This is a genomic window from Paraburkholderia caribensis (assembly GCF_002902945.1).
GTDB classification, from domain to species: Bacteria; Pseudomonadota; Gammaproteobacteria; order Burkholderiales; family Burkholderiaceae; genus Paraburkholderia; species Paraburkholderia caribensis.
In genome coordinates this window covers 123,657-145,876 of the sequence record NZ_CP026102.1, presented here as the reverse complement: position 1 = coordinate 145,876, position 22,220 = coordinate 123,657, and the positions used below count along the sequence as shown (strand labels likewise).

Sequence of the window (22,220 nt, the reverse complement as noted above, 5' to 3'; positions counted from 1 at the left end):
CGAAATGCGACGCCTGAGGCGCGCCGCTTCACGGCAAGTTCTCGCGCAGCACCATGCTGAACTGCACTGGCTTCACACCGTCCCGCGCGTCGCGCCCCTCACGCACGTTGCCGAGCCTGTGCTCGAACGGCTGATCGAGGGCTGAACGCGCGTCGTGCGCGTCAGCCCTCCAGCTTCGACATCACCGCCGTGGCGGGATCGTACTGATAGCCTTTCTGCGCGAGTTGCTGGGTCATCGTCGCGCCGATCAGCTTCTTCTGCGCTTCCCTGAACACCAGTTCGTGGTCGGGCTTGAGACGCTCCAGCTCGAACGAGAGCCTGCGCAACAACGCAACTTCGCCGGTGCTGCGCGCGTCGATGAAGAGGATTTTTTCGTTCGCCTGGTCGAGCCGCTGCTTGATGTCCTTCGCGTAGGTCACCCATTGCTCGGCGTTCGCGCGAAGCTCGTTGTAGGCCTTCGCGTGAGCCTTGGCCTGCGCCGCGATCTGGCGTTGCAAGGACGCGAGTTCTTCCGCAACATCCGGTCCGCCCGACACGTCGCCGCCTTGTGCACCTTGCGCGCCTTTCATCGACGCCGGCTCGCGCAGGCGCTCGGCCTGGCTTTGCGCCAGTTCGGCTGCGCGCTGTTCCGCTGCATCCGCGCGCTCCTTCGCGTCGAACGCGTCTTGCGTCGCGCGCGCCAGTTCGGCGCTAGCCGCTGTCTGCGATTCGCTCATCGCGCTGATCTGCGCGCGGGCTTCGTCCAGTTCGCGCGTGACGCGCTGCAGCTCGTCGCGCTGCGACGACGCGTTGTCGTTTTTCGCTGCGGCCGCCTCGCGCTCGGACAAAAGACGCTGCGCCGATTCCGCTGCCTGCCGCTCGGCTGCATCCGCCCGTTCCTTCGCCGCCGATGCGTCCTGTGCGAGCCGCGCCAGTTCCGCGTTGGCCGACGCTTGCGCGTCGGTCAGCGTGCTGATCTGCTTGCGGGCTTCGTCGAGTTGCGACGACGCTTCGCTGTTGCGCGCGGCGGCGGCTTCCCGTTCCGCTGCGAGACTTTGTTCCAGTTGCGCGGCACGATGCCCGGCTGCGTCCGCCGCTTCTTTTGCAGCGGATGCTTCTTGCGTGAGCCGCGACAGCTCGGCGTTTGCAACGGACTGCGCATCCATCAACGCGGCCGCGTGTTTGCGCGCCTCGTCGCGTTCCGCTGCGAGCCTTTGTTCGGCCGCTTCCGCGCGGTTCGCCGCCTCGGATGCGTCTTGCGTCACCTGCGCCAGCTTGGCGGCTGCTTCCGTTTGCGACTCGGTCAACGCGTCGATCTGCTTGCGCGCTTCGTCGAGCTCGCGGGTGACGCGTTGCAGCTCTCCCGCTTGAGCCGACGCTTCGGCGCTTCGAGCCGCCGCTGCCTCGCGCTCCGCAGCGAGGTCTCGTCCGAGCTGGGCTGACAGCTGCGCGGCTGCATCTGCACGGCGCCTCTCGGCGGATGCGTCTTGCGTCATCTGCGCCAGTTCAGCGGCCGCGGCCGTTTGCGACTCGGTCAGCGCGCTGATCTGACTGCGGGCCTCTTCGAGTTCGCGCATGACGCGTTGCAATTCGTCGAACTGAGCGGATGCTTCGCTGTTACGCGCCACGGCTGCTTCGCGCGCGACGGCGAGACTTTCGTCTAGCTGGACGGCGCGCTGTTCGGCGGCTTCGGCCCGCTGCTTCGTGGCCTCGGCTTCCTGCCTGGCGCTCGCCAGTTCAGCGTTCGCCGCCGTTTGCGACTCGGTCAGCGTAGCGATCTGGGTTTGCGCTGCTTCGAGTTCCTGCGTGACGCGCTGCAATTCGTTGCTGCGCGCCGCCGATGCTTCCCGCTCGCTCGCGAGGTTCTGCTCCAGTTCGGTTGCGCGCTGCTCGGCGGTTTCGGCCCTTTGCTTCGCGGCGGTCGAGTCTTGTGACAACGCGTCGATCCGTGAGCGCGCTTCGTCCAGTTCGCGCGCGACACGCTGCCGTTCGTCGCTTTGCGCCGCCGTGGCCTCGCGCTCCGCCGCCAGGCTCTGCTCCAGTTCCGCCGCTCGCTGTCCTGCCGACTCCGCGCGTTGCCTTGCGGACGATGCCTCTTCGGTGACCCGCGCCAGTTCGGCGCTCGCGGCCGTGTGCGCCTCGTTCAGCGCGTTGATCTGCGTGCGGGCTTCTTCCAGTTCGGCCCTGGCACGCTGAAGCTCGTCGCTCTGCGCCGCCGTCGTCTCGCGCTCGACCGTCAGGCTCTGCTCGAGTTGCGACGCGCGCTGCTCCGCTGCGTCGGCACGTTCTTTCGCGGCGAAGCCTTCTTGCGAAACCCGCGCCAGTTCGGCGTTCGCAGCCGTCTGCGCGTCGCTCAGCATATCGGCGCGCGTGCGTGTTTCTTCCAGTTCGCGGGAGACGCGCTGCAACTCTTCGCGCTGCGCCGCCGTGGCCTCGCGTTCGACTGTCAGGCTCTGGTCCAGTTGCGCTGCGCGCTGCTCCGCCGCGTCGGCACGTTCGGTCGCGGCAGAGGCGTCCTGCGTCGCGCGCGCCAGTTCGGCTGCCGCCAGCGCGTGCGCGTCGGTCAGCGCGCCGATCTGCGCTCGGGATTCGTCCAGTTCGCGTGCGACGCGCTCCAGTTGGGCACGCTGCTCGGCAAGGTCGGCGGCATGTTCGAGCGCGGCGTCGCGTTCCGCCGCAAGCGCGTTGCGGGTCTCGCTCAACTCCGCCTCGACCGATGCGAGCCGCGCCGTGCTCTCGTTCGCCTGCGCCGCCGCTGCGTCGGCGCGCTCCACTGCCGCAGCCGCTTCCTGAGACGCGCGCTCAGCCTCTTCCGACTTCGCCTGGCAAGCCTCGTCCAGGGTCGCGATCTGCCGGCGCGCGTCGTCGCGCTCGCGCCCAAGCCGCGCGATCTCTTCGTTCTTGCCCGAAACCGTCGCGGCGAGCCATTCGTTTGCCCGGTGCTGATCCTCCAGTGCGTTCTGGATCGCCGTGAGCTTCGCTTCATCCGCCGATGCGCGCTCGGTCAGGTTCTGGACGTTCGCCTCGGCGGCTTGTGCGCGCGCGCTCACTGTTTCGAAGTCTGCGCGAACCTGCGCGGCAGACTCCTGCAACGCCTGGAGGTCGTGGCGCAGCCTGTCCAGCCGCTCGCGCCCCGTCGCGGCTTCTTCGCCCGTCTGCTGATACGCGGCAAGCGCCTCGTCACGCTCCCTGCGCACGACATCGAGCTGCTGGCTCGCCGCGCCCAGGCCTTCGCTGAGCAGCCGTCCGGCGTCGTCCTGCGAAGCGGTCCAGATGCGGCGCGCGGCTTCCATCACGGTTTCCGCCAGTTCGCCCGGCAACGCCTTTTGCGCCTGCGTTTCCGGTGCCGGCGGCTGCGGCTCGCGCGTCTCGCGCCAGCGTTGCAGCGCGGCGGCGACGGCGACGATCGAACCGCTGCGAACCTCCGCCCAGATCGTGACGGGGGAAACCAGACGGCCTTCTTCGGTCATGCGGTCTGCAATGGCTGCGACCTGCTCATCAGTCATGGTGGTGTCGGTGTCGGTGGACATATGCGCCTCGAGAATCAACTTGCCAGGCGAAAGACAAAATTTTCGATACGTTACTACGATCGGCGGCCTCCGCGACGGAAGAAACGTGCCAATGCTCATCCAGCAAGCATTTGACGGACGATGCAGACGCCCGGCCCGCCGAGCCGTGATTTTGACAGCAGGCATCGGCGGGACGGGCGATGGCCTTGCTGCGGCGGTCGTCAGAACCCGTACGGCGGCGCGCAACGGGCGTTCGACGCAGCCGCGGGGCGTATGCCCGCGCGCCATCCCCGCCGGCAGGCGAAGCGCGCGCGGGAAATTTGATCGCGTGCAAGATCGCTTTCCCCTGTGCGACAATACGAATAATTCTCATTTAGTAACTTCATTTTTGCTTACCGGGCTCGTCCGGAAGACCGCGCATGCCGGCAGACAATCTCTCGTTGCGTCTCGAGGTCGAAGACCTCTACGTCGCCCATCATGGCTGGCTTCATACGTGGTTGCGGCGCAAGCTGGGATGCGCGCATCGGGCGGCCGACCTTGCGCACGACACCTTCATGCGCCTGCTCGCGCGCGACGAGCCGCTTGAACTGCTTGAACCGCGCGCCTTCCTCACGACGGTCGCGCAACGCGTCCTCGCGAATCACTGGCGACGTGAGCAGATCGAGCGTGCCTATCTCGAAGCGCTCGCACGGGTGCCGGAGCCGCTCGCGCCGTCGCCTGAAGAACGTGCCGTGCTGCTCGAAACATTGTGCGAGATCGACGCGTTGCTCGACGGGCTGCCCGTAGCCGTCAAACGCGCATTCCTGATGGCGCAACTGGACGGCGCGACGCAGACGGAAATTGCCGCCACGCTGCGGATTTCCCTCGCGACGGTGAAGCGCTATCTGATGAAAGCGGCCGCGCAATGCTTCTTCGCGATGACACTGGAGTGAATGCGTGAGTATCGGCACGCCTCCTGGCATCGCTCCCGATGTCGCGCGCCGCGCGGTCGAATGGTGGCTCGATCTGCAGTCCGGCGACATCACCGACTCGCAACGACGCGCGTTCGAATGCTGGCGTGCCGAACACGCCGATCACGATCGCGCCTGGCGGCACATCCAGTCGGTGAGCCAACGTCTTCAGACGCTCAATGAAAGCCCGGCTGCAAGTGCCGCGCGCGCCGCGTTGACGCGTCCGCGTTCGCCCGCACGGCGCGCCGGCGTCAAGACGCTCGTGCTGCTCTTCTTTGCGGGCGGGACAGCCTGGCTTGCCCGCGATCAGATTGCGTGGCGCGGCTGGAGCGCGGATCTGCGCACGGGCACGGGCGAGCAGCGCAATGTGACGCTCGCTGACGGTACGCGGCTCATGCTCGATACCGCGAGCGCCGTCGACGTCCGCTTCTCGGACACGGAGCGCCGCATCGTTCTGCTGCGCGGCGAAATCATGGTCGTCACGGGACATGACGACGGTCCCGCGCCTCGTCCGTTTGTCGCGCAGACGGCACAAGGTGTCTCGATACCGCTCGGCACGCGCTTCTCGCTCAGACAGGAGCCGTCGATGACGCGGCTCGATGTCTTCGAAGGCGCGGTCAAAGTCGAACCGGCGCGCGCGCCGGGCGCGTCGAAGGTCGTGCATGCAGGCGAGCGCATGCGCTTCAGCGCCACGCAAATCATGCCGATCGAAGCGGCGAGCGCCGATACGGCCGCATGGACACAAGGCATGCTGGTGGCGAGCAACATGCGTCTGGGCGACTTCCTGTCGGAACTCGGGCGCTACCGGGACGGCTACCTGCGCTGCGATCCTTCGATCGCGGATTTCCGTCTGTCGGGCACCTTTCCGCTATCGGACACGGACCGCGTGCTGAAGACGCTTGCGACCACGCTGCCTGTCGAGGTGGCGTACGTCACGCGCTATTGGGTGACGGTGAAGCCAGCGAGTTAAACAATTTTCGTCGCTATTGAGCTGTTTTCGATTCTCGCGGGACAAGGCAGATGAGAACACCAGATCATCTACCTCGTCGAGCTTCGTAAAACATGGGACTTTCTGCAAGAGCCTGCGCCAATACCGCCGAATTTGAGTCACGTCGCCGCGGGTATCACGGGCGGCACATCATCGGTATCGCGACGGCAACGATCTTCGCGGGCATTGCGTCTCACGCCGTTGCCGCCGTTGCCGCCGCTGCCGCCGCTACTTCCGCCTCGTCCGCCGCCGATGCAACGCAGACGGCCCAGGCCGCGCCGCGCAAGTCTTTCGACATCGCCGCCGGGCCGCTCGAAAACGCGCTCAGCCAGTATGGCCAGCAAGCGCGAATCATGCTGTCGTATCCGAGCGCGCTCACCGCGAACCGTCATAGCGCGGGCCTGCATGGCGACTACGATACGCAGCAGGGGCTTGCGCGTCTGCTGCGCGGCACGGGGCTGTCGTCCGTCCAGCAGACCAACGGCAGCTACACGCTGGTCGAAGATGCAAGCAATGTCGAGCTCGACGACAGCGCCGTGTTGCCCACCGTCAAGGTCGCGGCGACAGGCATTCGCGCCGGCAGTTACCGGCCGCCTCCCGAGGCGAATGTCACGCGCTCCGACATTCCTGTCATCGATACGCCGCAGGCCATCAATATCGTGCCCCAACAAGTGCTGCGCGATCAGCGCCCGCGCAATCTCGACGACGCACTCGCCAACGTCAGCGGCATCGTCCAGGGCAACACGCTGGCGGGCACGCAGGACACGCTGCTCAAACGCGGCTTCGGCGGCAACCGCGACGGCTCGATCATGCACAACGGCATGCCGCTCGTGCAGGGCCGAGGTCTCAACGCCGCAGCCGACAGCGTCGAAGTGCTCAAGGGACCGTCATCGCTGCTCTACGGCATCATGGACCCGGGCGGCGTCGTCAACGTGGTGAGCAAGCAGCCGTTGCTCACGCCTTATCACGCCGTCTCGGCGCTCGGTTCGACCTACGGCCACGGCCGCAACGGCGCGGACGGCACGCTCGATCTGACCGGGCCAATCGGCGATTCGGGCCTTGCATACCGTCTCGTCGTCGATCAGATCGACGAACAATACTGGCGCAACTTTGGCGAACATCGCGAGACGCTCGTCGCGCCTTCGCTGGCCTGGTACGGACGCGATACACAGGTGGTACTGTCGTACGAGTATCGCAAGTTCCTCTATCCGTTCGATCGCGGAACCGCTCTCGATCCAAAGACCAACGAGCCGCTGGCCATCCCCGCGCGCGAGCGGCTCGACGAGCCGTTCAATGAAATGGACGGCGAGTCGCATCTCGCGCAACTGACCGTCGATCATCAGATCGATGCAAACTGGAAGGCGCATTTCGGCTACAGCTACAACCGCGAAACGTACGACGCCGGCCAGTTGCGCGTGCAAGGTGTCAACAGCACGACGGGCGTGCTCTCGCGCAGCAACGACGCGACGCACGGTGCGCTCAGCACCGACAGCTACACGATCGCCTATATAGATGGACATTTCACGGTGGCGGGTTTGCGCAACGACCTGCAGGTGGGTGTCGACGACGAATACCGTCGCATCTATCGCAAGGACCTGTTGCGGCAGGCGACGAAGTACACGTTCAACTATCTGCACCCTGTCTATGGCCTCGAAAGCCCGTCGACCACCGTATCCGCCAGCGACAGCGACCAGACCGATACGTTGCACGACGCGTCCGTGTTCTTTCAGGACAGTCTGCATCTGACCGACAAATGGATACTCGTCGGCGGCGCACGCTTTCTGTCGTACAACCAGGTCGCGGGACGCGGCCGACCGTTCCATGTGAACACCGATCTGAACGGCACCAAATGGCTGCCGCGCGCGGGGCTCGTCTACAAGTGGACCGATTACGTCTCGCTGTACGGCAGCTACACGCAGTCGCTCAAGCCGACGTCGACGATCGCACCGCTCAGTACGGGCGTGGTGATCGACTCGTCGGTGCTGCCCGAAGAAGCGACCTCGTGGGAAGTCGGGGCGAAAGTGGCGATGCCCGCCGGCCTGACGGGCACGCTCGCGTTATTCAACATCGACAAGTCGAACGTGCTGGTGTCGCAGTACAACGACACGACCAAACAAACCGACTGGCGAACCTCAGGCAAGGCACGCTCGCGCGGCGTCGAGCTCGATGTCGCCGGGCAGATCGGCCAACGCTGGAGCGTCATTGCGAGCTACGCGTACATCGACGCGAAGACCACGCAAGACCCGCTGTATGCGGGCAACCGGCTATGGAATGTCGCGCAGCATACGGCGTCGCTCGCTGCCGTCTACGATTTCGGCGCGATCTTCGGCGGCGATCAGTTGCGCGTCGGCGCGGGCGCGCACTATGTCGGCGAGCGGCCCGGCGATTCCGCCAACAGCTTCACTCTGCCCGCCTATACCGTCGCCGATGCGTTCGCGAACTACAACACGAAATGGGGCGGACACAATGTGTCGTTCCAGTTGAATGTGAAGAACCTCTTCAACAAGACGTATTACCCGTCCAGCGCGAATCGCTATTTCGTGGCGGTCGGCGATGCGCGGCAGGTGTCGCTTCTGTCGACGCTCGAATTCTGAACCCGGCCACGAGGAACTCGCCATGAAACGCAATCGAACGGCCACGATCGATCACACGCGACGTCACGCGCTTTCTTCGCTGCTCGGTTTCGCGGCTGCCGCACTGTTACCGTCGGTCGCCCGCGCCAATAACCAGGGCACGCAGAAAAGTATCGTGATGGTCGTGCAACTGCACGGCCCCAACGTTGCCACTGATCAGCGCATCGCCGCGCATCTCGACGCACGCGGCTATGCCGTTCAACTCGTCGATCAGGATTACCGCCCCGAACTCGCGCGCGACGCGAGTCTGATCGTCATCTCGTCGACGGTGTCGTCGAAGGATGTATTGCCGGGGTGGCGCACGCTACCCGTGCCGCTCGTCACCTGGGAAAACGATCTGCTCGACGATCTCGGGATGAGCGGCAAGCGCCATGATGTCGATTTCGGCGAGACAGAAAAAGAGCGTTACTTGTGGCTCGTGAATGCGCCACATCCGATTGCTGCGGGTTTACCGGCGGGCGTCGTCAATGTGTATGGAAAGCAGGCGGCGATGAGTTGGGGCAAGCCGGGCCTCGGCGCATCCATTATCGCGAGCGTCTATGGTCAGCCCGAGAAGGCTGCAATTTTTGCCTACGAAACGGGAGCGACAATGGACTACGAAACGCTCGCGCCTGCCCGGCGCGTGATGTTCTTCATGAGCAACGACAGCTTCGCGAACCTCTCGCAGTCGGGCCAGCAATTGTTCGATGCCGCAATAGACTGGGCCATCAAACGTTAGACATGCACCGCCCGGCTGCTCGCTGTTCTATCAGTGGTGTTCGAACAGCTTGCTATCGCTCATGCCTTTCGCCGGCGATCCCGACTGCGAAAAATTCAACGGTATCGTTCCGTAGTCGCTTGCTGATTGGGGCGCAGCGGTGGACGCGTTCGCGTCGTAGTCGGGATAGTGCACCTTCGATTGATGCAGCGTGCCGTCTTCCCCGGCTTGCACAATTTGCGCCTTCACTTCGGCGCGGGTTGTAGCTGCATTCGAATCGATTTTCGCATACGAGATTGCGGGCATTAACAGCACGCCGGTCAGCATCGCGATGGTGATTGAGGTTTTCATCGAACTCTCCTTCCTTGATGAGCGGGTTCAAAAGATGCCCGTTCAGATTAGGCCCAAAAGACTTAACGGTTCCTTATTCGCTCGCGGCGATTTCAACCGTTGGGCATCAGGTTTGCGACGATTAGATTATTGGCGAGCGCGAATGACCATAGTCTGGCCGCTCGATTACCAATTTGTTATCTGCAAGGAAGGCCACCCGGTTGAAGCTGACTAAGGTGTCGGTCAGTGACGGACGTTCGGCTGTATACGAAGCGTCAATCGGTCGATTGACGTTCGGACAAGATAGATTGGTGGCGTGCTGTCAGATGCGTCGGACGCATCAGAAGCAATAGTGTCAGAAGCGGCAGGCACACGAAACAGTGTGCCCGGCGCTTTCGTATCGCTGATTATCGCGGCGGCCTGCCTAGAACTGCATCGTCGCGCTAGCCACTGCCGTGCGCGTCGCGGACGGGCTAACGTAGTAGCCCCACGCAGTCGTCCAGTAACGGCGATTCAAGAGGTTGTTGATACCCGCGCGGAACGTCACTTCCTTCCCCGCAATACGCGTTTCATACTTGCCGCTCAGATCGAACACGGTATATGCCGGCACGAATTGCGTGTTGGCGGCGTCCACGGCCATATCGCTGACATAGCGGCCGCCGAATGCCAGCGTAAGGCGACGCATGTACGACGGGTTGTATTCGACACGGCCCGTCACCGTCCATCGCGGCGCGCCATAGATGCGCTTGCCTTCGATGGTCGGATCGTCGATATCGACGGCCTTGGTATCGAGCCACATCACGCCGCCCATCACGCGCCAGTCGCTGGCAAGCTGAAGCCAGCCGCTCGCGTCGACGCCCGTATAACGCTTGGTGCCGTCCTGAACGAAAATGTTGGCGGAGTTCGTGTAGTTGTAGCCCTGATCGACGCGGAACAGCGCCAGATTCGCGCCCCACTTGCTGCGATCCGTCTTGAAGCCCACTTCGTACTGCTTGCTGCGCAGCGGACCAAATGTCGCCGGGTAGTTGAGGTTGGTGTTCGCAGCCGAACCGCCTTGCTCGAGCGACTGGACATAGCTGACATAGAGCGTCGAATACGGGTCCGTCTTGTACATCAACGCCACAGTCGGCGTCACGGGCGACGCGCTGTAGTTCGCCGTGGTCGCGCCCGTCGGGTCGTAGGTGAACTGATGGAACTGCGTATAGCGCAAGCCGAGCAGCGCCGAAATGCGCGGCGTGAACTGCACGGTGTCGCTCGCATAGAGCGCGGCCTGTGTCGTGCGGGACTGCCTGTAGAGGTTCTCGCCGATATGCACGTCCGCATTGGTCAGGAACGTGCTGCTATAGATGTTACCGACGCCGAGACTATACCCGTCGTTCCAGCCTTCGCTGTTGTCGTACTCGGTGACTTGCGATTGGTATCCTGCACCGAACACGACATCGTGCTTGACGCTGCCCGTGTTGAACTTGCCTTCCACCATCGCATCGACGTTCTGATAGAAGTATCGCGTCATCGCCGCATACAGCGTGTTGGAGTAGTTGCCGGCTGTGTCGTACACGTACAGCAGACTGTCCGAGTTCGTGCGGTTTTCCTTCGCGAAGCGGTACTTCACGCTCGCGTGCCAGTTCTCCGAGAGACGGTAGTCGAGACCCGTTCCGAACGAAGCCATCTCGACCTGGTAGTAGTTCTGCGGCTGCGACAGGTCGTGCGTCACCTTGCTCGCGTCAGGAATGCCGCCTGCGTCCGAGCCGAACATCAGGCCGAAGATCGTGCCTTCCTGCTTACGCTTCGTGTAGAACGCGTCGACCGACCAGGTCAGGTCCGGCGTAATGCGGAAGTCCAGAGCCGCCGACGCCACCTGGCGTCGCAGATGACCGTTCGCCTCGGCCGTATTGCCTTCTTCGTTGACGAGGTTGAAGCGGTAACCGAAGCGGTCATCCGTGCCGAAGCGGCCGCCGACGTCGAGCTTCTCGCTGAACACACCCGCCGACTGATACCCCACCGAAAAGCTGCGATACGGCGTGTCGGTCGGACGTTTCAGGACGTAATTGACGATACCGCCCGGCGAGCCAAATCCGTACATGAAGCCGGACAGCCCTTTGAGCAGTTCCACCTGCTCGAACGGCTCAAGCGCGAGATCGGCATCCCACGACGGAAAGCTCTGACCATCGACCTTGATGCTGTTGAGCGTGTCGATCGGCAGGCCGCGCACGTTGAACATCGAGTTTTCGCCGATGGCGTTGGTGCTCGTGATCGACACGGCGGGGTCGTACTGGAACAGGTCGTTGGCCGTGTTGGCGAACCGATCCTGCGCCTCTTCGCTCGTCACGACGTGCGTCGAAAAAGGCGTGTCGACCTGCTTGAGCGTGCCGAGCGCGCCAGCACTGATCTTGTCGGGCTGCGCCCCATCGCTATCCGCCGACGCCTTGACACTGACGGTTGGCAGCGTCGCGTCTGCGGCAACGGCGTCCTCCGCGTGAACGCGCGACGATGCAGCGGATAGCGCAATCCCGACGCTGATGAGCAGCGCTGCGCCGAGTACCGGCTGGTAACGGGAAATACGGTGAGTAGACAGCGCGTGGTGGTCAGACTTCAGAATCTTCATTCGTTGTTATGGCAGGCGGGTTACGAAACACCTGATGTAAACGGTGGCGAAATTTCGGGTGAATGGTAATGACAACGATTCGCAATTGCAATTGAATTTGCCCTGCCAGGACACATAGTCGTCGCCGCACCACAGTGTTTTTCGCGCGCAGCGTTGGCGCTTACGCCCGCTGGTGGCGGCTCTCGAGCAGGTAAGCCACGTTTCTTACCCAATCTATCAAATGCGAGTCATTCGCATTTACGGAAAATATGTGGCATAGTGGAGCGACGTGCGCGTTTGTCACTTCCAGCACACCCTGCGACACCTGACATCCGATGGGGGCACCGTGTTTTCGTCACCATCGGCCGTGCGGCATTGTTCGGAGTACAAACTGTTATGGCTTGTCGTGTCAGTGCGCCCGCGACAGTCGGGCGATGTATGTCCAGACCCGTAGATGGGGACACAGGGAGCGAAATGATGAACGTCTGGTTCAACGGCAGGAATACGCATGCTGACCGGCGATGCGGCAGCGCCGGACGATATATCCGCCGCGCTGCCGGATTCACTATCGTGGGCGCCGGTGCGGTTATCGGCATGGTTCGACTTGTGGCGTGGTTGTCGAACGCCGGGTGACGCCCGGACCGGGAAACGCAAAAAACTCGCGCACGCCCTTCCACACTCGCCAAGGCAACTGACACCTTTATTCCCGGATCACATCCGAGGTCTCGCTCAGCCTTTTCGCCGAAATTTACTTGACACCTAAACTATCAAAACCTAAAGTAAAGCCGAGCACACACGTTGGGGAACCAGCATGCGCATTGTCTGTATCGGCGGCGGCCCGGCTGGCCTGTATTTCGGGTTGTTGATGAAGCACCGGCATCCGGCGCACGAGGTGGTCGTCGTCGAGCGCAACCGGCCGTACGACACCTTCGGCTGGGGCGTCGTGTTCTCCGACCAGACGCTAGGCAATCTGCGCGCCGCCGACGCCAGGAGCGCCGACATGATCCTCGACGCGTTCAACCACTGGGACGACATCGAAATCAACTTTCGCGGCGCGAAAGTACGCTCGTCGGGACACGGCTTTTGCGGCATCGGCCGCAAGCGGCTGCTGAACATCCTGCAGGCGCGTTGCGAAGAACTCGGCGTGAAGCTGGTCTTCGAAACCCAGGTCACGAACGACGACGATTACGACGCCGATCTCATCATCGCCAGCGACGGCCTGAACAGCGCCATCCGCCAGAAATACGCCGCGACCTATCAACCCGACATCGACATGCGCGACTGCCGCTTCGTGTGGCTCGGCACGAACAAGCTCTTCGACGCCTTCACGTTCGCATTCGAAAAGACCGAATGGGGCTGGTTCCAGGCGCACGCGTACCGCTTCGACGACCAGACGTCGACGTTCATCGTCGAAACACCCGAGCGCGTCTGGCGCGCGGCCGGACTCGACGAAATGAGCAAGGAAGACGGCATCGCATTCTGCGAGCGACTCTTTGCGAAGTACCTCGACGGCCATCCGTTGATGTCGAACGCGAGCCATCTGCGCGGCTCGTCGCAATGGATTCGCTTTCCACGTGTGGTCAATCGCGAATGGGCGCACTGGAAAACAGGCGCCGACGGCAAACGCGTACCCGTCGTACTGATGGGCGACGCCGCGCACACCGCGCATTTCTCGATCGGCTCGGGCACCAAGCTCGCGCTCGAAGACGCGATCGAACTCGCGAACAGCATCGACGCACATCCGCACGATCTCGCCGCCGCCCTCGCGCACTACACGGAAGTGCGCAGCGTGGACGTGCTGCGCATCCAGAACGCCGCGCGCAATTCGACGGAATGGTTCGAGCATGTCGACCGTTACACCGCTTTCGAGCCGGAGCAGTTCGCGTATTCGCTGCTGACGCGCTCGCAGCGCATTTCGCACGAGAACCTGCGCGAGCGCGATCCCGGCTACCTTTCGTCATTCGAAAACTGGCTCGCGGCTCGCGCGGGCATCGAACGCGCGCCCGAACAGCGCTCCGTCCCGCCCATGTTCACGCCGTTCAAACTACGCGGCGTGACGTTGAAGAACCGCATCGTCGTCTCGCCGATGGCGCAGTATTCGGCTGTCGACGGCGTCGCGGGCGACTATCACCTGATGCATCTCGGCGCACGCGCGATGGGCGGCGCGGCACTCGTGATGACCGAGATGACGTGCGTGTCGCCCGAAGCGCGCATCACGCCGGGATGCCCCGGCATGTACACGCCCGCGCATCTCGCCGCGTGGCGCCGCATCGTGCAGTTCGTGCACGCGCAATCCGATGCGAAGATCGGCATGCAGCTCGGCCACGCAGGCGCGAAGGCTTCGACGCGCGTCAGTTGGGAAGGCATCGATCAGCCCTTGCCCGACGACAACTGGCCTTTGGTGTCGGCATCGCCGCAGCAATACCTGCGCGGCGTGAGCCAATGGTCGCGCGAAGCGACCCATGCGGAACTGCGCGAGATCGAAACGCAATTCGTGCGCGCTACGGAAATGGCTGCGGAAGCCGGCTTTGACTGGCTCGAATTGCACTGCGCGCACGGCTATTTCCTGTCGAGTTTCCTCTCGCCGCTCACCAATCATCGCACTGACGAATACGGCGGCTCGCTCGCGAATCGCCTGCGCTACCCGCTTGAAGTGTTCGCTGCGATGCGTAAGGTCTGGCCGCAGGACAAGCCGATCTCAGTGCGAATTTCCGCGCACGACTGGGTCGACGGCGGCACGACGCCCGACGACGCCGTCGAGATCGCACGCGCGTTCAAGGCGGCGGGCGCGGACATGATCGACGTCTCGTCGGGTCAGGTCAGCAAGGAAGAAAAGCCGGTGTTCGGACGCATGTTCCAGACACCGTTCGCCGATCGCATCCGCAACGAGGCGGGCATCGCGACGATCGCGGTCGGGGCGATCTCCGAGGCGGATCACGTGAACAGCATCATCGCAGCAGGCCGCGCGGACTTGTGCGCGGTCGCGCGGCCGCATCTGGCGAATCCGTCGTGGACGCTGAACGAGGCGGCGAAGATCGGCTACTTCGACGTCAACTGGCCGAAGCAATACACGGCAGCCAAGTCGCAGCTCGAACGCAACTACGAACGCGAACGGGCGCAAGCCGCCGAGAGTGCGCGGCTTTCGCCGCTCGAACGCGCGCAACGCGCGGAGGGAACGGTTTGATGAACAACACCCTTGCAGGAAAGCACGCCGTCGTGACGGGCGGCGGCAGCGGCATCGGCGCAGCGACGGCGCAAGCGCTCGTTCGCGCAGGCGCTCGCGTCACGCTGATGGGACGCGACGCGCAACGTCTTGCCGCGCAGCGCGAAACCTTGGGCGCATATGGCGAGATCGCGGCCTGCGTCAGCGTCGACGTGTGCGACGAAAGCGCTGTAAACAAGGCATTTTCTGAAGCATCGTCGATTGCAGGTCCGGTCGATGTGCTCGTCAACAACGCCGGCCAGGCGCAAGCGTCACCCTTCGCACACACCGATATGGCGCTGTGGCAACGCATGCTCGACGTCAACCTGACGGGCGTGTTTCTCTGCACGCGCGCCGTATTGCCGTCGATGCTCGAACGCGGCTACGGGCGCATCGTCAACGTCGCGAGCACGGCGGGACAGATCGGTTACGCGTACGTCGCCGCTTACTGCGCGGCCAAGCATGGCGTGATCGGCCTCACGCGCTCGCTCGCGCTCGAAGTCGCGACGAAGGGCGTCACCGTCAACGCCGTATGTCCGGGCTACACGGAAACAGAATTGCTGCGCGCGTCGCTCGACCAGATCACCGCGAAGACTTCCCGCAGCGAGCAGGAAGCGCGCGACATTCTCGTGCGCAACAACCCGCAGCGCCGCTTCGTCGCTCCCGCCGAAGTCGCGAATGCCGTGCTGTGGCTGTGCATGCCCGGCTCCGAATCCATCACAGGTCAATCTGTTTCCGTTTCAGGCGGAGAAGTCACATGAGCAATATTGCAAAGAAGAAAACGTCCGACGCCGCCGAGAACAAACCGGCGCGCAAAGGCATTGCGAAACCCGCGGAGAACGTCGTGGACATGGAAATGAGCACGGGCGCGGACAGCCACATGGGTTTGCGTCTGTGGCTACGCATGCTGACGACGACCAACCTGGTGCAAGCGGAATTGCGCAAACGTCTGCGCAACGAGTTCGACACGACGCTGCCGCGCTTCGATCTGATGGCGCAGCTGGAGCGTCATCCCGAAGGTCTGAAGATGACGGAACTGTCGCGCCGCCTGATGGTGACGGGCGGCAATATCACCGGCATCACGGATCAACTGGAAAAAGAAGGGCTCGTCGCGCGCGACACCGATCCGAACGACCGCCGTTCGATCAGCGTGCGTCTCACGCCTGAAGGCCGCGCGCTGTTCGACAAAATGGCCGTCGCACATGAGCAGTGGGTGGTCGAGATGTTCGGCGGCCTCGATCTCGATGAGAAATCGCACACGCATCAGAAGCTCGGCAAGCTCAAGCAGCATCTGCTGAACACGATCAAAAGCTGACGCGCGACATCCGCAAAAGAGGAGACAACGATGACCCGTTCCGCTGCCGAAGCCCTGCTGGCCGGCAATCGCACGACGCTCGCCGCGTATGAGGCGAAGCACTTCGGCTGGTCCGTCAACGCGGGCGTCGCGACGATCACGCTGAATCGCCCCGAGCGCAAGAACCCGCTGACGTTCGAATCGTACGCGGAGTTGCGCGATCTGTTCCGGCAACTTGCTTATGCAACCGACGTGAAGGTCGTCGTCATGCACGGCGCAGGCGACAACTTCTGCTCGGGCGGCGACGTGCACGACATCATCGCGCCGCTGATCGATCTGCCGATGCCCGAACTGCTGCTCTTCACGCGCATGACAGGCGACCTCGTGAAAGCGATGCGGCATTGCCCGCAACCCATCATAGCGGCTGTCGACGGCGTCTGCGCAGGCGCCGGCGCGATTCTCGCGATGGCCTCCGACATGCGCCTCGCCACCGCGCGCAGCAAGCTCGCGTTTCTGTTCACGCGTGTGGGCCTTGCCGGTTGTGACATGGGCGCGTGTTCGATCCTGCCGCGCATTATCGGCCAGGGGCGCGCGGCCGAACTGCTGTACACGGGGCGCTCCGCAAGCGGCGAGGAAGCTTACGCGTGGGGCTTCTACAACCGCCTGTGCGCACCGGAAGCGCTGCTCGACGAAGCATCGAAGCTCGCCGCCGATCTCGCCGCCGGCCCGACGTTCGCGCACGGCGTCACCAAGAAGATGCTGCACCAGGAATGGAGCATGAGCATCGACGAAGCGATCGAATCGGAAGCGCAGGCGCAGGCCATCTGCATGACGACGCGCGATTTCGAGCGCGCGTATCGCGCGTTTGCGGCGAAGTCGCGTCCCGTGTTCGAAGGAGACTGACTGTGAAGCCCAACGATCCTCACAGCGCGTTGGCCTGGCCGTTCTTCGAGGCGCGTCATCGTGAGCTGGCCGAAGCAATGGAAACATGGGCCGTGCAGCATCTCGCGCATGTGCCGCATGACGACGCCGACACGACCTGCCGCCAGCTCGTGCGCGCATTGGGCGAAGCGGGCTGGTTGAAGTATGGCGTCGGCGGTACGCAATACGGCGGGCATGGCGACACGATCGACACACGCGCCGTGTGTCTGCTGCGCGAGACACTTGCGAAACACGACGGCCTCGCGGACTTTGCGCTCGCCATGCAAGGGCTCGGTTCGGGCGCGATCACGCTGGCGGGCACGCATGAACAGAAATCGCGCTATTTGCCGCGCGTCGCAAAAGGCGAAGCCATCGCCGCGTTCGCGCTGTCAGAACCAGAAGCGGGTTCCGATGTTGCGGCAATGGCCCTGCAGGCGCGTGCACAAGGCGACAGCTATGTGCTCGACGGCGACAAGACATGGATCTCGAACGGCGGTATCGCAGACTTTTACGTCGTGTTTGCAAGAACAGGCGAAGCACCCGGCGCGCGCGGCATCAGTGCATTCATCGTCGATGCCGACACGCCCGGTTTGGAGATCGCCGAACGCATCGACGTGATCGCACCGCATCCGCTCGCGCGTCTGCATTTCGCCAATGCACGCGTGCCGCGCAGCCAGATGCTCGGCGCGCCTGGCGAAGGCTTCAAGATCGCGATGCGCACGCTCGATATCTTCCGCACGTCGGTTGCAGCGGCGTCATTGGGCTTTGCGCGGCGCGCCTTGCAGGAAGGCCTGGAACGCGCCGCGTCGCGCAAGATGTTCGGCCAGACGCTCGGCGATTTTCAGTTGACGCAGGCCAGGCTAGCGCAGATGGCGTTGACGATCGACAGTAGCGCGTTGCTCGTCTATCGCGCCGCGTGGCTACGCGACCAGGGCGAAAGCATCACGCGCGAAGCCGCGATGGCGAAGTGGCACGCGAGCGAAGGCGCGCAGCAGGTCATCGACGCCGCCGTGCAACTGTGGGGCGGCATGGGCGTGCAAAGCGGCACGACAGTCGAAAGGCTGTACCGCGAGATTCGCTCGCTGCGCATCTACGAAGGCGCGACGGAAGTGCAGCAACTGATCGTCGGACGCGATCTGCTCAAGGCGCACGCGGCTGCGCAGCAGGAACGCGAATCATGAGCGCAACGTTCGACATGCCGATGCGCATCCGCTTCGCACATTGCGATCCGGCCGGCATCGTCTACTTTCCGCAGTATCTGGTGATGACGAACATGCTCGTCGAAGAGTGGTTCAACGAGCGTCTTGCCATCGACTACGCGCACATGATCCAGACGCGCCGCGTCGGCCTGCCTATCGTGAAGCTCGATTGCGAGTTTTCGAGGCCAAGCCGCATGGGCGAAACGATCACGCTTGCGCTGGACGTCACGCGCATCGGACGCCGTTCGATCGGCGTCGCGATCGTCGCGCGTTGCGCGGATGAAGTGCGCTTTCGCTCGGCGCAAGTGCTGGTGACGACATCGCTGGAAAGCGGCCAGTCCATCGATATTCCCGACGACATCGCCGCCGCGCTCGCGGCATTCGCGCCGCACGCCGTTCAATCCGAGGAGCAACGCTCATGAAAAAACGATCGCTTCTGCCTGCAGGCTGGGTCAAGCCGAAGGGCTATGCCAATGGTGTGGCGGCGAGCGGCACGCAGGTGTACATCGCCGGACAGATCGGCTGGAACGAAGAAGCGCGCATGACGAGCGAGCGCTTCGCCGAACAGGCAATCCAGGCGCTGCGCAACGTGCTCGCCGTGCTGCGCGAAGCAGGCGGACAACCCGGGCACCTCGTGCGCATGACGTGGTACGTCACCGACAAGCGCGAGTACCTCGCGTCGCTCAAGGAGATCGGCCAGGCGTTTCGCGAGCTGATCGGCGACTACGACATCGCGATGAGCGCTGTTCAGGTCGTCGCGTTGATCGAGGACGACGCCAAAGTGGAAATCGAAGCAACAGCCGTGATTACCGACTAGGCCGCGTTCGAGTCGCACAGTTCAAACCATTCCGCACATCACGCACGTATGGCAGGGGAGTTTCATGATGGAACCGTCAGCTCACGTCGATACTTTCGCGCGCGATCACTTGCCGCCGCAGGATCAATGGCCTGTGTTCCTGCTCGACAATCCGGACGTCGCTTATCCGGCGCGTTTCAACTGCGCGACTGAACTGCTCGATCGCGCCGTCGAAAACGGGCATCGCGACCGGCCTGCGATCTGGTCCGACATCGACGGCAAGCCGCATGCGACCACTTACGGCGAACTGCTCGCAATGGTCAACCGCAGCGCACACGTGCTGATCGACGAGATGGGCTTGCGGCCGGGCAACCGCGTGCTGCTGCGCGGGCCGAACACGTTGCAGATGGCCGTCGCGTTTCTCGCGGCGTTGAAGGCGGGTCTCGTCGTCGTGCCGACCATGCCGTTGCTGCGCGCAAAAGAACTCAAGCAGATCATCGACAAGGCGCAAATCGGCGCGGCGCTGTGCGACACACGTCTGACGGAAGAACTCGCGCGCTGCACGACGCAAGGCGACGAGTACTTTTGTGAAGGCCTGAAAGACACGCTGATCTTTCACGACGACGACGCAGCGGGTTCGCTCGAAACACTGGCGGCATCGAAGCCAGCCGAATTCAAGGCCTGCGACACAGCCGCCGACGACGTCTGTCTGATCGCCTTCACGAGCGGCACGACGGGCGCACCGAAGGGCTGCATGCACTTCCATCGCGACGTGCTGGCGATGTGCGATCTGTTCCCGCGCTACATCCTGAAGCCTACCGCCGACGACATCTTCTGCGGCACGCCGCCGCTTGCGTTCACGTTCGGCCTCGGCGGGCTGCTATGTTTCCCGTTGCGCGCTGGCGCATCGACGGTGCTGATCGAAAAGCAGACGCCCGAAACGCTGCTGCAAAACGTCGAGCGCTTTCATGCAACCGTGATGTTCACCGCACCGACTTTCTATCGGCAGATGGCGCCGTTGATTCCGCGCTTCGACATGGCGTCGCTGAAAAAGACCGTGTCCGCAGGCGAAGCGCTGCCCGACTCGACGCGCGAACTGTGGCGCCAAGCGAGCGGAATCGAGATGATCGACGGCATCGGCGGCACTGAGCTGATTCATATCTTCATCTCGTCGGCGGGACACGATGTACGGCCGCACGCAATCGGCAAGGCCGTGCCTGGCTACATCGTGCAAGCCGTCGACGACGACATGCGGCCCGTGCCCACCGGCACGCTCGGCAAGCTCGCCGTGCGCGGGCCGACCGGTTGCCGCTATCTCGCCGACGACCGTCAGTTGAAGTTCGTGCGTGACGGCTGGAACATGCCCGGCGACTCCGTCTATCTCGACGCCGACGGCTACGTGTTCTATCAGGCGCGCGCCGACGACATGATCGTCTCGGCGGGTTACAACATCTCCGGCCCGGAAGTGGAAAGCGTGCTGATGCAGCACCGGGCCGTCGCCGAATGCGGCGTGATCGGCGTACCGGACGAGACGCGCGGACAGATCGTGAAGGCGTTCGTCGTGCTCAATGCGGGCTATCGCGGCGATGAGAAACTGGTCGCGGAGTTGCAGGAATTCGTGAAGAATACCGTTGCGCCGTACAAGTATCCGCGCGTCGTCGCCTTCACCGACGCGCTGCCCCGCACGGAAACCGGCAAGCTCAAGCGGTTCGCTTTGCGTGCGATGTAGCGCTTCACGCTTCATTCGATAACGGCGAGCGGCGACGCGCGCAGTCCCCGTCGTCCCACAATCGAGGAGCATTTGATGGCCGGTTCCTTTATCGAAGTCGCCGCTCGCGATGGCGGCCGTTTCAACGCGTACATGGCGCGCCCCGCGCAGGGGTCCGGTCCGGGCCTCGTATTGCTGCAAGAGATCTTCGGCATCAACGACTATCTGAAGCAAACGGCCGACCGCTATGCCGAAGAAGGCTACGTCGTGCTCGTGCCCGATCTGTTCTGGCGCATGCAGCCGAATGTCGTGCTCGGCTACGACGGCGACGACATGAAGCGCGCGCTCGACTTCCACGCGAAGTTCGATGTCGATCTCGCCGTGCAGGACATCGCTGCAACGCTCGATGCATTGCGCGCGCTGCCCGAGCAACAGGGCAAGATCGGCACGGTCGGCTATTGCCTGGGCGGCAAGCTCGCGCTGCTCGCGGCGGCGCGCACGGACGTCGATTGCGCCGTGAGCTATTACGGCGTCGGGCTCGAAGCGTATCTGGACGAAGTGAAGAACATTCGTTGCCCGATGGTGTTTCACTTCCCCGAGAACGACGCGTACTGCCCGCCGCCCGTGCGCGAGCAGATCATGGCCGCGCTTCGCGCGCATCCCAACATCGAGCAGTATGTGTATCCCGGCTGCGATCATGCGTTCGCCGCGCCCGCGCGCCCGCAATACGACAAGCCCGCCGCGATGATGGCGTACTCGCGCACGCTCGCGCTGCTGCGCAAGGTGCTCGGCCCGATCTACGATCTGAACACGCTGTGGGAACAGCACTGCTATTTCGAGTTCGCGACGCGGGACGTCGAAGCCGTGATGCCGACCATGATCGCGCAACCGTATGTCAATCACGTGCCGACCATGACGGGCGGCGTCGGTTATGACAATCTCAAGCGCTTCTATACGAATCACTTCGTCAACTCGAATCCACCCGACACGAAGCTGATTCCGATTTCGCGGACCATCGATTCCGATCGTATCGTCGATGAATTCATCTTTGCCTGCACGCATAGTTGCGAGATCGACTGGCTGCTGCCGGGCGTCGCGCCGACGGGCAAATATTTCGAGGTGCCGATGCTCGCGGTCGTCTGCTTTCGCGGCGACAAGCTGTATAACGAGCACATCTATTGGGATCAGGCTTCCGTGCTCGTGCAGGTCGGCTTGCTCGATCCAAAGGGCTTGCCGGTTGCGGGCATCGAGAGCGCGCGCAAACTGCTCGATGAGAAGCTGCCGTCCAATCAGCTGATGGGCGACAAGTGGTCGGCGTGATGGTTGCGCGCGCAACGTAGAGCGTCGTGATGTCGTGATGAATAGAGGCCGCCCTCTCGTGCGGCCTCGTATGATGTTTGCTCCGCCGATACCCGGCCCCTCCGCGCGAC

The 22,220-nt window shown here is 63.3% G+C and carries 16 protein-coding genes; 13 read left to right on the top strand and 3 right to left on the bottom strand.

Translation table 11 applies throughout. The features are described from left to right. Nucleotides 1–161: 161 nt before the first annotated feature. Nucleotides 162–3,509, bottom strand: a complete 3,348-nt coding sequence (locus C2L66_RS17080; RefSeq protein ID WP_060606991.1) for a DNA-binding protein — start codon at nt 3,507–3,509, stop codon at nt 162–164. A 398-nt stretch (nt 3,510–3,907) separates the two neighbouring features. On the opposite strand from C2L66_RS17080, the gene C2L66_RS17075 reads away from it, so the two are divergent. The 4 genes from C2L66_RS17075 to C2L66_RS17060 all read left to right on the top strand — a co-directional run bounded on the left by C2L66_RS17075 (nt 3,908) and on the right by C2L66_RS17060 (nt 8,777). After that, nucleotides 3,908–4,420, top strand: a complete 513-nt coding sequence (locus C2L66_RS17075; protein ID WP_060604377.1) for a sigma-70 family RNA polymerase sigma factor — start codon at nt 3,908–3,910, stop codon at nt 4,418–4,420. 4 nt (nt 4,421–4,424) lie between these two features. Next, nucleotides 4,425–5,408 (top strand): FecR domain-containing protein, encoded by a 984-nt coding sequence (locus C2L66_RS17070; RefSeq protein ID WP_060604379.1) that lies wholly within the window; start codon nt 4,425–4,427, stop codon nt 5,406–5,408. A 92-nt stretch (nt 5,409–5,500) separates the two neighbouring features. Then, nucleotides 5,501–8,020 carry a TonB-dependent siderophore receptor gene (locus C2L66_RS17065; protein WP_060604380.1) on the top strand — a complete coding sequence of 840 codons (2,520 nt, stop codon included), beginning with the start codon at nt 5,501–5,503 and terminating at the stop codon, nt 8,018–8,020. 22 nt (nt 8,021–8,042) lie between these two features. Continuing rightward, nucleotides 8,043–8,777 (top strand): hypothetical protein, encoded by a 735-nt coding sequence (locus tag C2L66_RS17060; protein WP_060604381.1) that lies wholly within the window; start codon nt 8,043–8,045, stop codon nt 8,775–8,777. Nucleotides 8,778–8,807: 30 nt separating this feature from the next. Here the strand turns inward: C2L66_RS17060 and C2L66_RS17055 are convergent, their stop codons facing one another. Together C2L66_RS17055 and C2L66_RS17050 are read right to left on the bottom strand one after the other, a co-directional pair. Next, nucleotides 8,808–9,107, bottom strand: a complete 300-nt coding sequence (locus C2L66_RS17055) for a DUF4148 domain-containing protein (protein WP_060604382.1) — start codon at nt 9,105–9,107, stop codon at nt 8,808–8,810. A 403-nt stretch (nt 9,108–9,510) separates the two neighbouring features. Next, nucleotides 9,511–11,691: a TonB-dependent siderophore receptor gene (locus tag C2L66_RS17050; RefSeq protein WP_060604383.1), complete on the bottom strand. Its 2,181-nt coding sequence runs from the start codon at nt 11,689–11,691 to the stop codon at nt 9,511–9,513. Between the two features lie 790 nt (nt 11,692–12,481). On the opposite strand from C2L66_RS17050, the gene C2L66_RS17045 reads away from it, so the two are divergent. The 9 genes from C2L66_RS17045 (at nt 12,482) to C2L66_RS17005 (ending at nt 22,110) form a co-directional block, all read left to right on the top strand. Next, nucleotides 12,482–14,854 carry a bifunctional salicylyl-CoA 5-hydroxylase/oxidoreductase gene (locus C2L66_RS17045; RefSeq protein WP_060604384.1) on the top strand — a complete coding sequence of 791 codons (2,373 nt, stop codon included), beginning with the start codon at nt 12,482–12,484 and terminating at the stop codon, nt 14,852–14,854. Beyond that, on the top strand, nt 14,854–15,633 hold the full coding sequence (locus C2L66_RS17040; protein WP_060606992.1) for an SDR family NAD(P)-dependent oxidoreductase: 780 nt from the start codon (nt 14,854–14,856) through the stop codon (nt 15,631–15,633). The genes C2L66_RS17045 and C2L66_RS17040 overlap by 1 nt, the downstream gene beginning before the upstream one ends. Continuing rightward, entirely contained in the window at nt 15,630–16,187 is a 558-nt protein-coding gene (locus C2L66_RS17035; RefSeq protein WP_060604385.1) for a MarR family winged helix-turn-helix transcriptional regulator, read from the top strand. Before C2L66_RS17040 ends, C2L66_RS17035 begins: the two co-directional genes overlap by 4 nt. A gap of 30 nt (nt 16,188–16,217) precedes the next feature. After that, on the top strand, nt 16,218–17,069 hold the full coding sequence (locus C2L66_RS17030; protein WP_054933092.1) for an enoyl-CoA hydratase family protein: 852 nt from the start codon (nt 16,218–16,220) through the stop codon (nt 17,067–17,069). A 2-nt stretch (nt 17,070–17,071) separates the two neighbouring features. Then, entirely contained in the window at nt 17,072–18,268 is a 1,197-nt protein-coding gene (locus tag C2L66_RS17025; RefSeq protein ID WP_060604386.1) for an acyl-CoA dehydrogenase family protein, read from the top strand. Then, entirely contained in the window at nt 18,265–18,708 is a 444-nt protein-coding gene (locus C2L66_RS17020; RefSeq protein WP_060604390.1) for an acyl-CoA thioesterase, read from the top strand. Before C2L66_RS17025 ends, C2L66_RS17020 begins: the two co-directional genes overlap by 4 nt. Beyond that, nucleotides 18,705–19,103 carry a RidA family protein gene (locus tag C2L66_RS17015; RefSeq protein WP_054933095.1) on the top strand — a complete coding sequence of 133 codons (399 nt, stop codon included), beginning with the start codon at nt 18,705–18,707 and terminating at the stop codon, nt 19,101–19,103. Before C2L66_RS17020 ends, C2L66_RS17015 begins: the two co-directional genes overlap by 4 nt. A gap of 67 nt (nt 19,104–19,170) precedes the next feature. Then, a complete protein-coding gene (locus C2L66_RS17010; RefSeq protein ID WP_054933096.1) occupies nt 19,171–20,811 on the top strand; it encodes an AMP-binding protein in 1,641 nt (546 codons plus the stop codon). 75 nt (nt 20,812–20,886) lie between these two features. Further along, complete coding sequence (locus C2L66_RS17005) at nt 20,887–22,110, top strand: dienelactone hydrolase family protein (RefSeq protein WP_060604393.1); 1,224 nt, start codon at nt 20,887–20,889, stop codon at nt 22,108–22,110. Nucleotides 22,111–22,220: the final 110 nt, after the last annotated feature.

Excerpts from the sequence above, each read along its gene's own strand:
- C2L66_RS17040 (WP_060606992.1), top strand. The coding sequence starts at position 14,854 with ATGAACAACACCCTTGCAGGAAAGCACGCCGTCGTGACGGGCGGCGGC.
- C2L66_RS17045 (WP_060604384.1), top strand. The coding sequence starts at position 12,482 with ATGCGCATTGTCTGTATCGGCGGCGGCCCGGCTGGCCTGTATTTCGGG.
- C2L66_RS17030 (WP_054933092.1), top strand. The coding sequence starts at position 16,218 with ATGACCCGTTCCGCTGCCGAAGCCCTGCTGGCCGGCAATCGCACGACG.
- C2L66_RS17060 (WP_060604381.1), top strand. The coding sequence starts at position 8,043 with ATGAAACGCAATCGAACGGCCACGATCGATCACACGCGACGTCACGCG.
- C2L66_RS17010 (WP_054933096.1), top strand. The coding sequence starts at position 19,171 with ATGGAACCGTCAGCTCACGTCGATACTTTCGCGCGCGATCACTTGCCG.
- C2L66_RS17005 (WP_060604393.1), top strand. The coding sequence starts at position 20,887 with ATGGCCGGTTCCTTTATCGAAGTCGCCGCTCGCGATGGCGGCCGTTTC.
- C2L66_RS17050 (WP_060604383.1), bottom strand. The coding sequence starts at position 11,691 with ATGAAGATTCTGAAGTCTGACCACCACGCGCTGTCTACTCACCGTATT.
- C2L66_RS17035 (WP_060604385.1), top strand. The coding sequence starts at position 15,630 with ATGAGCAATATTGCAAAGAAGAAAACGTCCGACGCCGCCGAGAACAAA.
- C2L66_RS17015 (WP_054933095.1), top strand. The coding sequence starts at position 18,705 with ATGAAAAAACGATCGCTTCTGCCTGCAGGCTGGGTCAAGCCGAAGGGC.
- C2L66_RS17020 (WP_060604390.1), top strand. The coding sequence starts at position 18,265 with ATGAGCGCAACGTTCGACATGCCGATGCGCATCCGCTTCGCACATTGC.
- C2L66_RS17055 (WP_060604382.1), bottom strand. The coding sequence starts at position 9,107 with ATGAAAACCTCAATCACCATCGCGATGCTGACCGGCGTGCTGTTAATG.
- C2L66_RS17075 (WP_060604377.1), top strand. The coding sequence starts at position 3,908 with ATGCCGGCAGACAATCTCTCGTTGCGTCTCGAGGTCGAAGACCTCTAC.
- C2L66_RS17065 (WP_060604380.1), top strand. The coding sequence starts at position 5,501 with ATGGGACTTTCTGCAAGAGCCTGCGCCAATACCGCCGAATTTGAGTCA.
- C2L66_RS17080 (WP_060606991.1), bottom strand. The coding sequence starts at position 3,509 with ATGTCCACCGACACCGACACCACCATGACTGATGAGCAGGTCGCAGCC.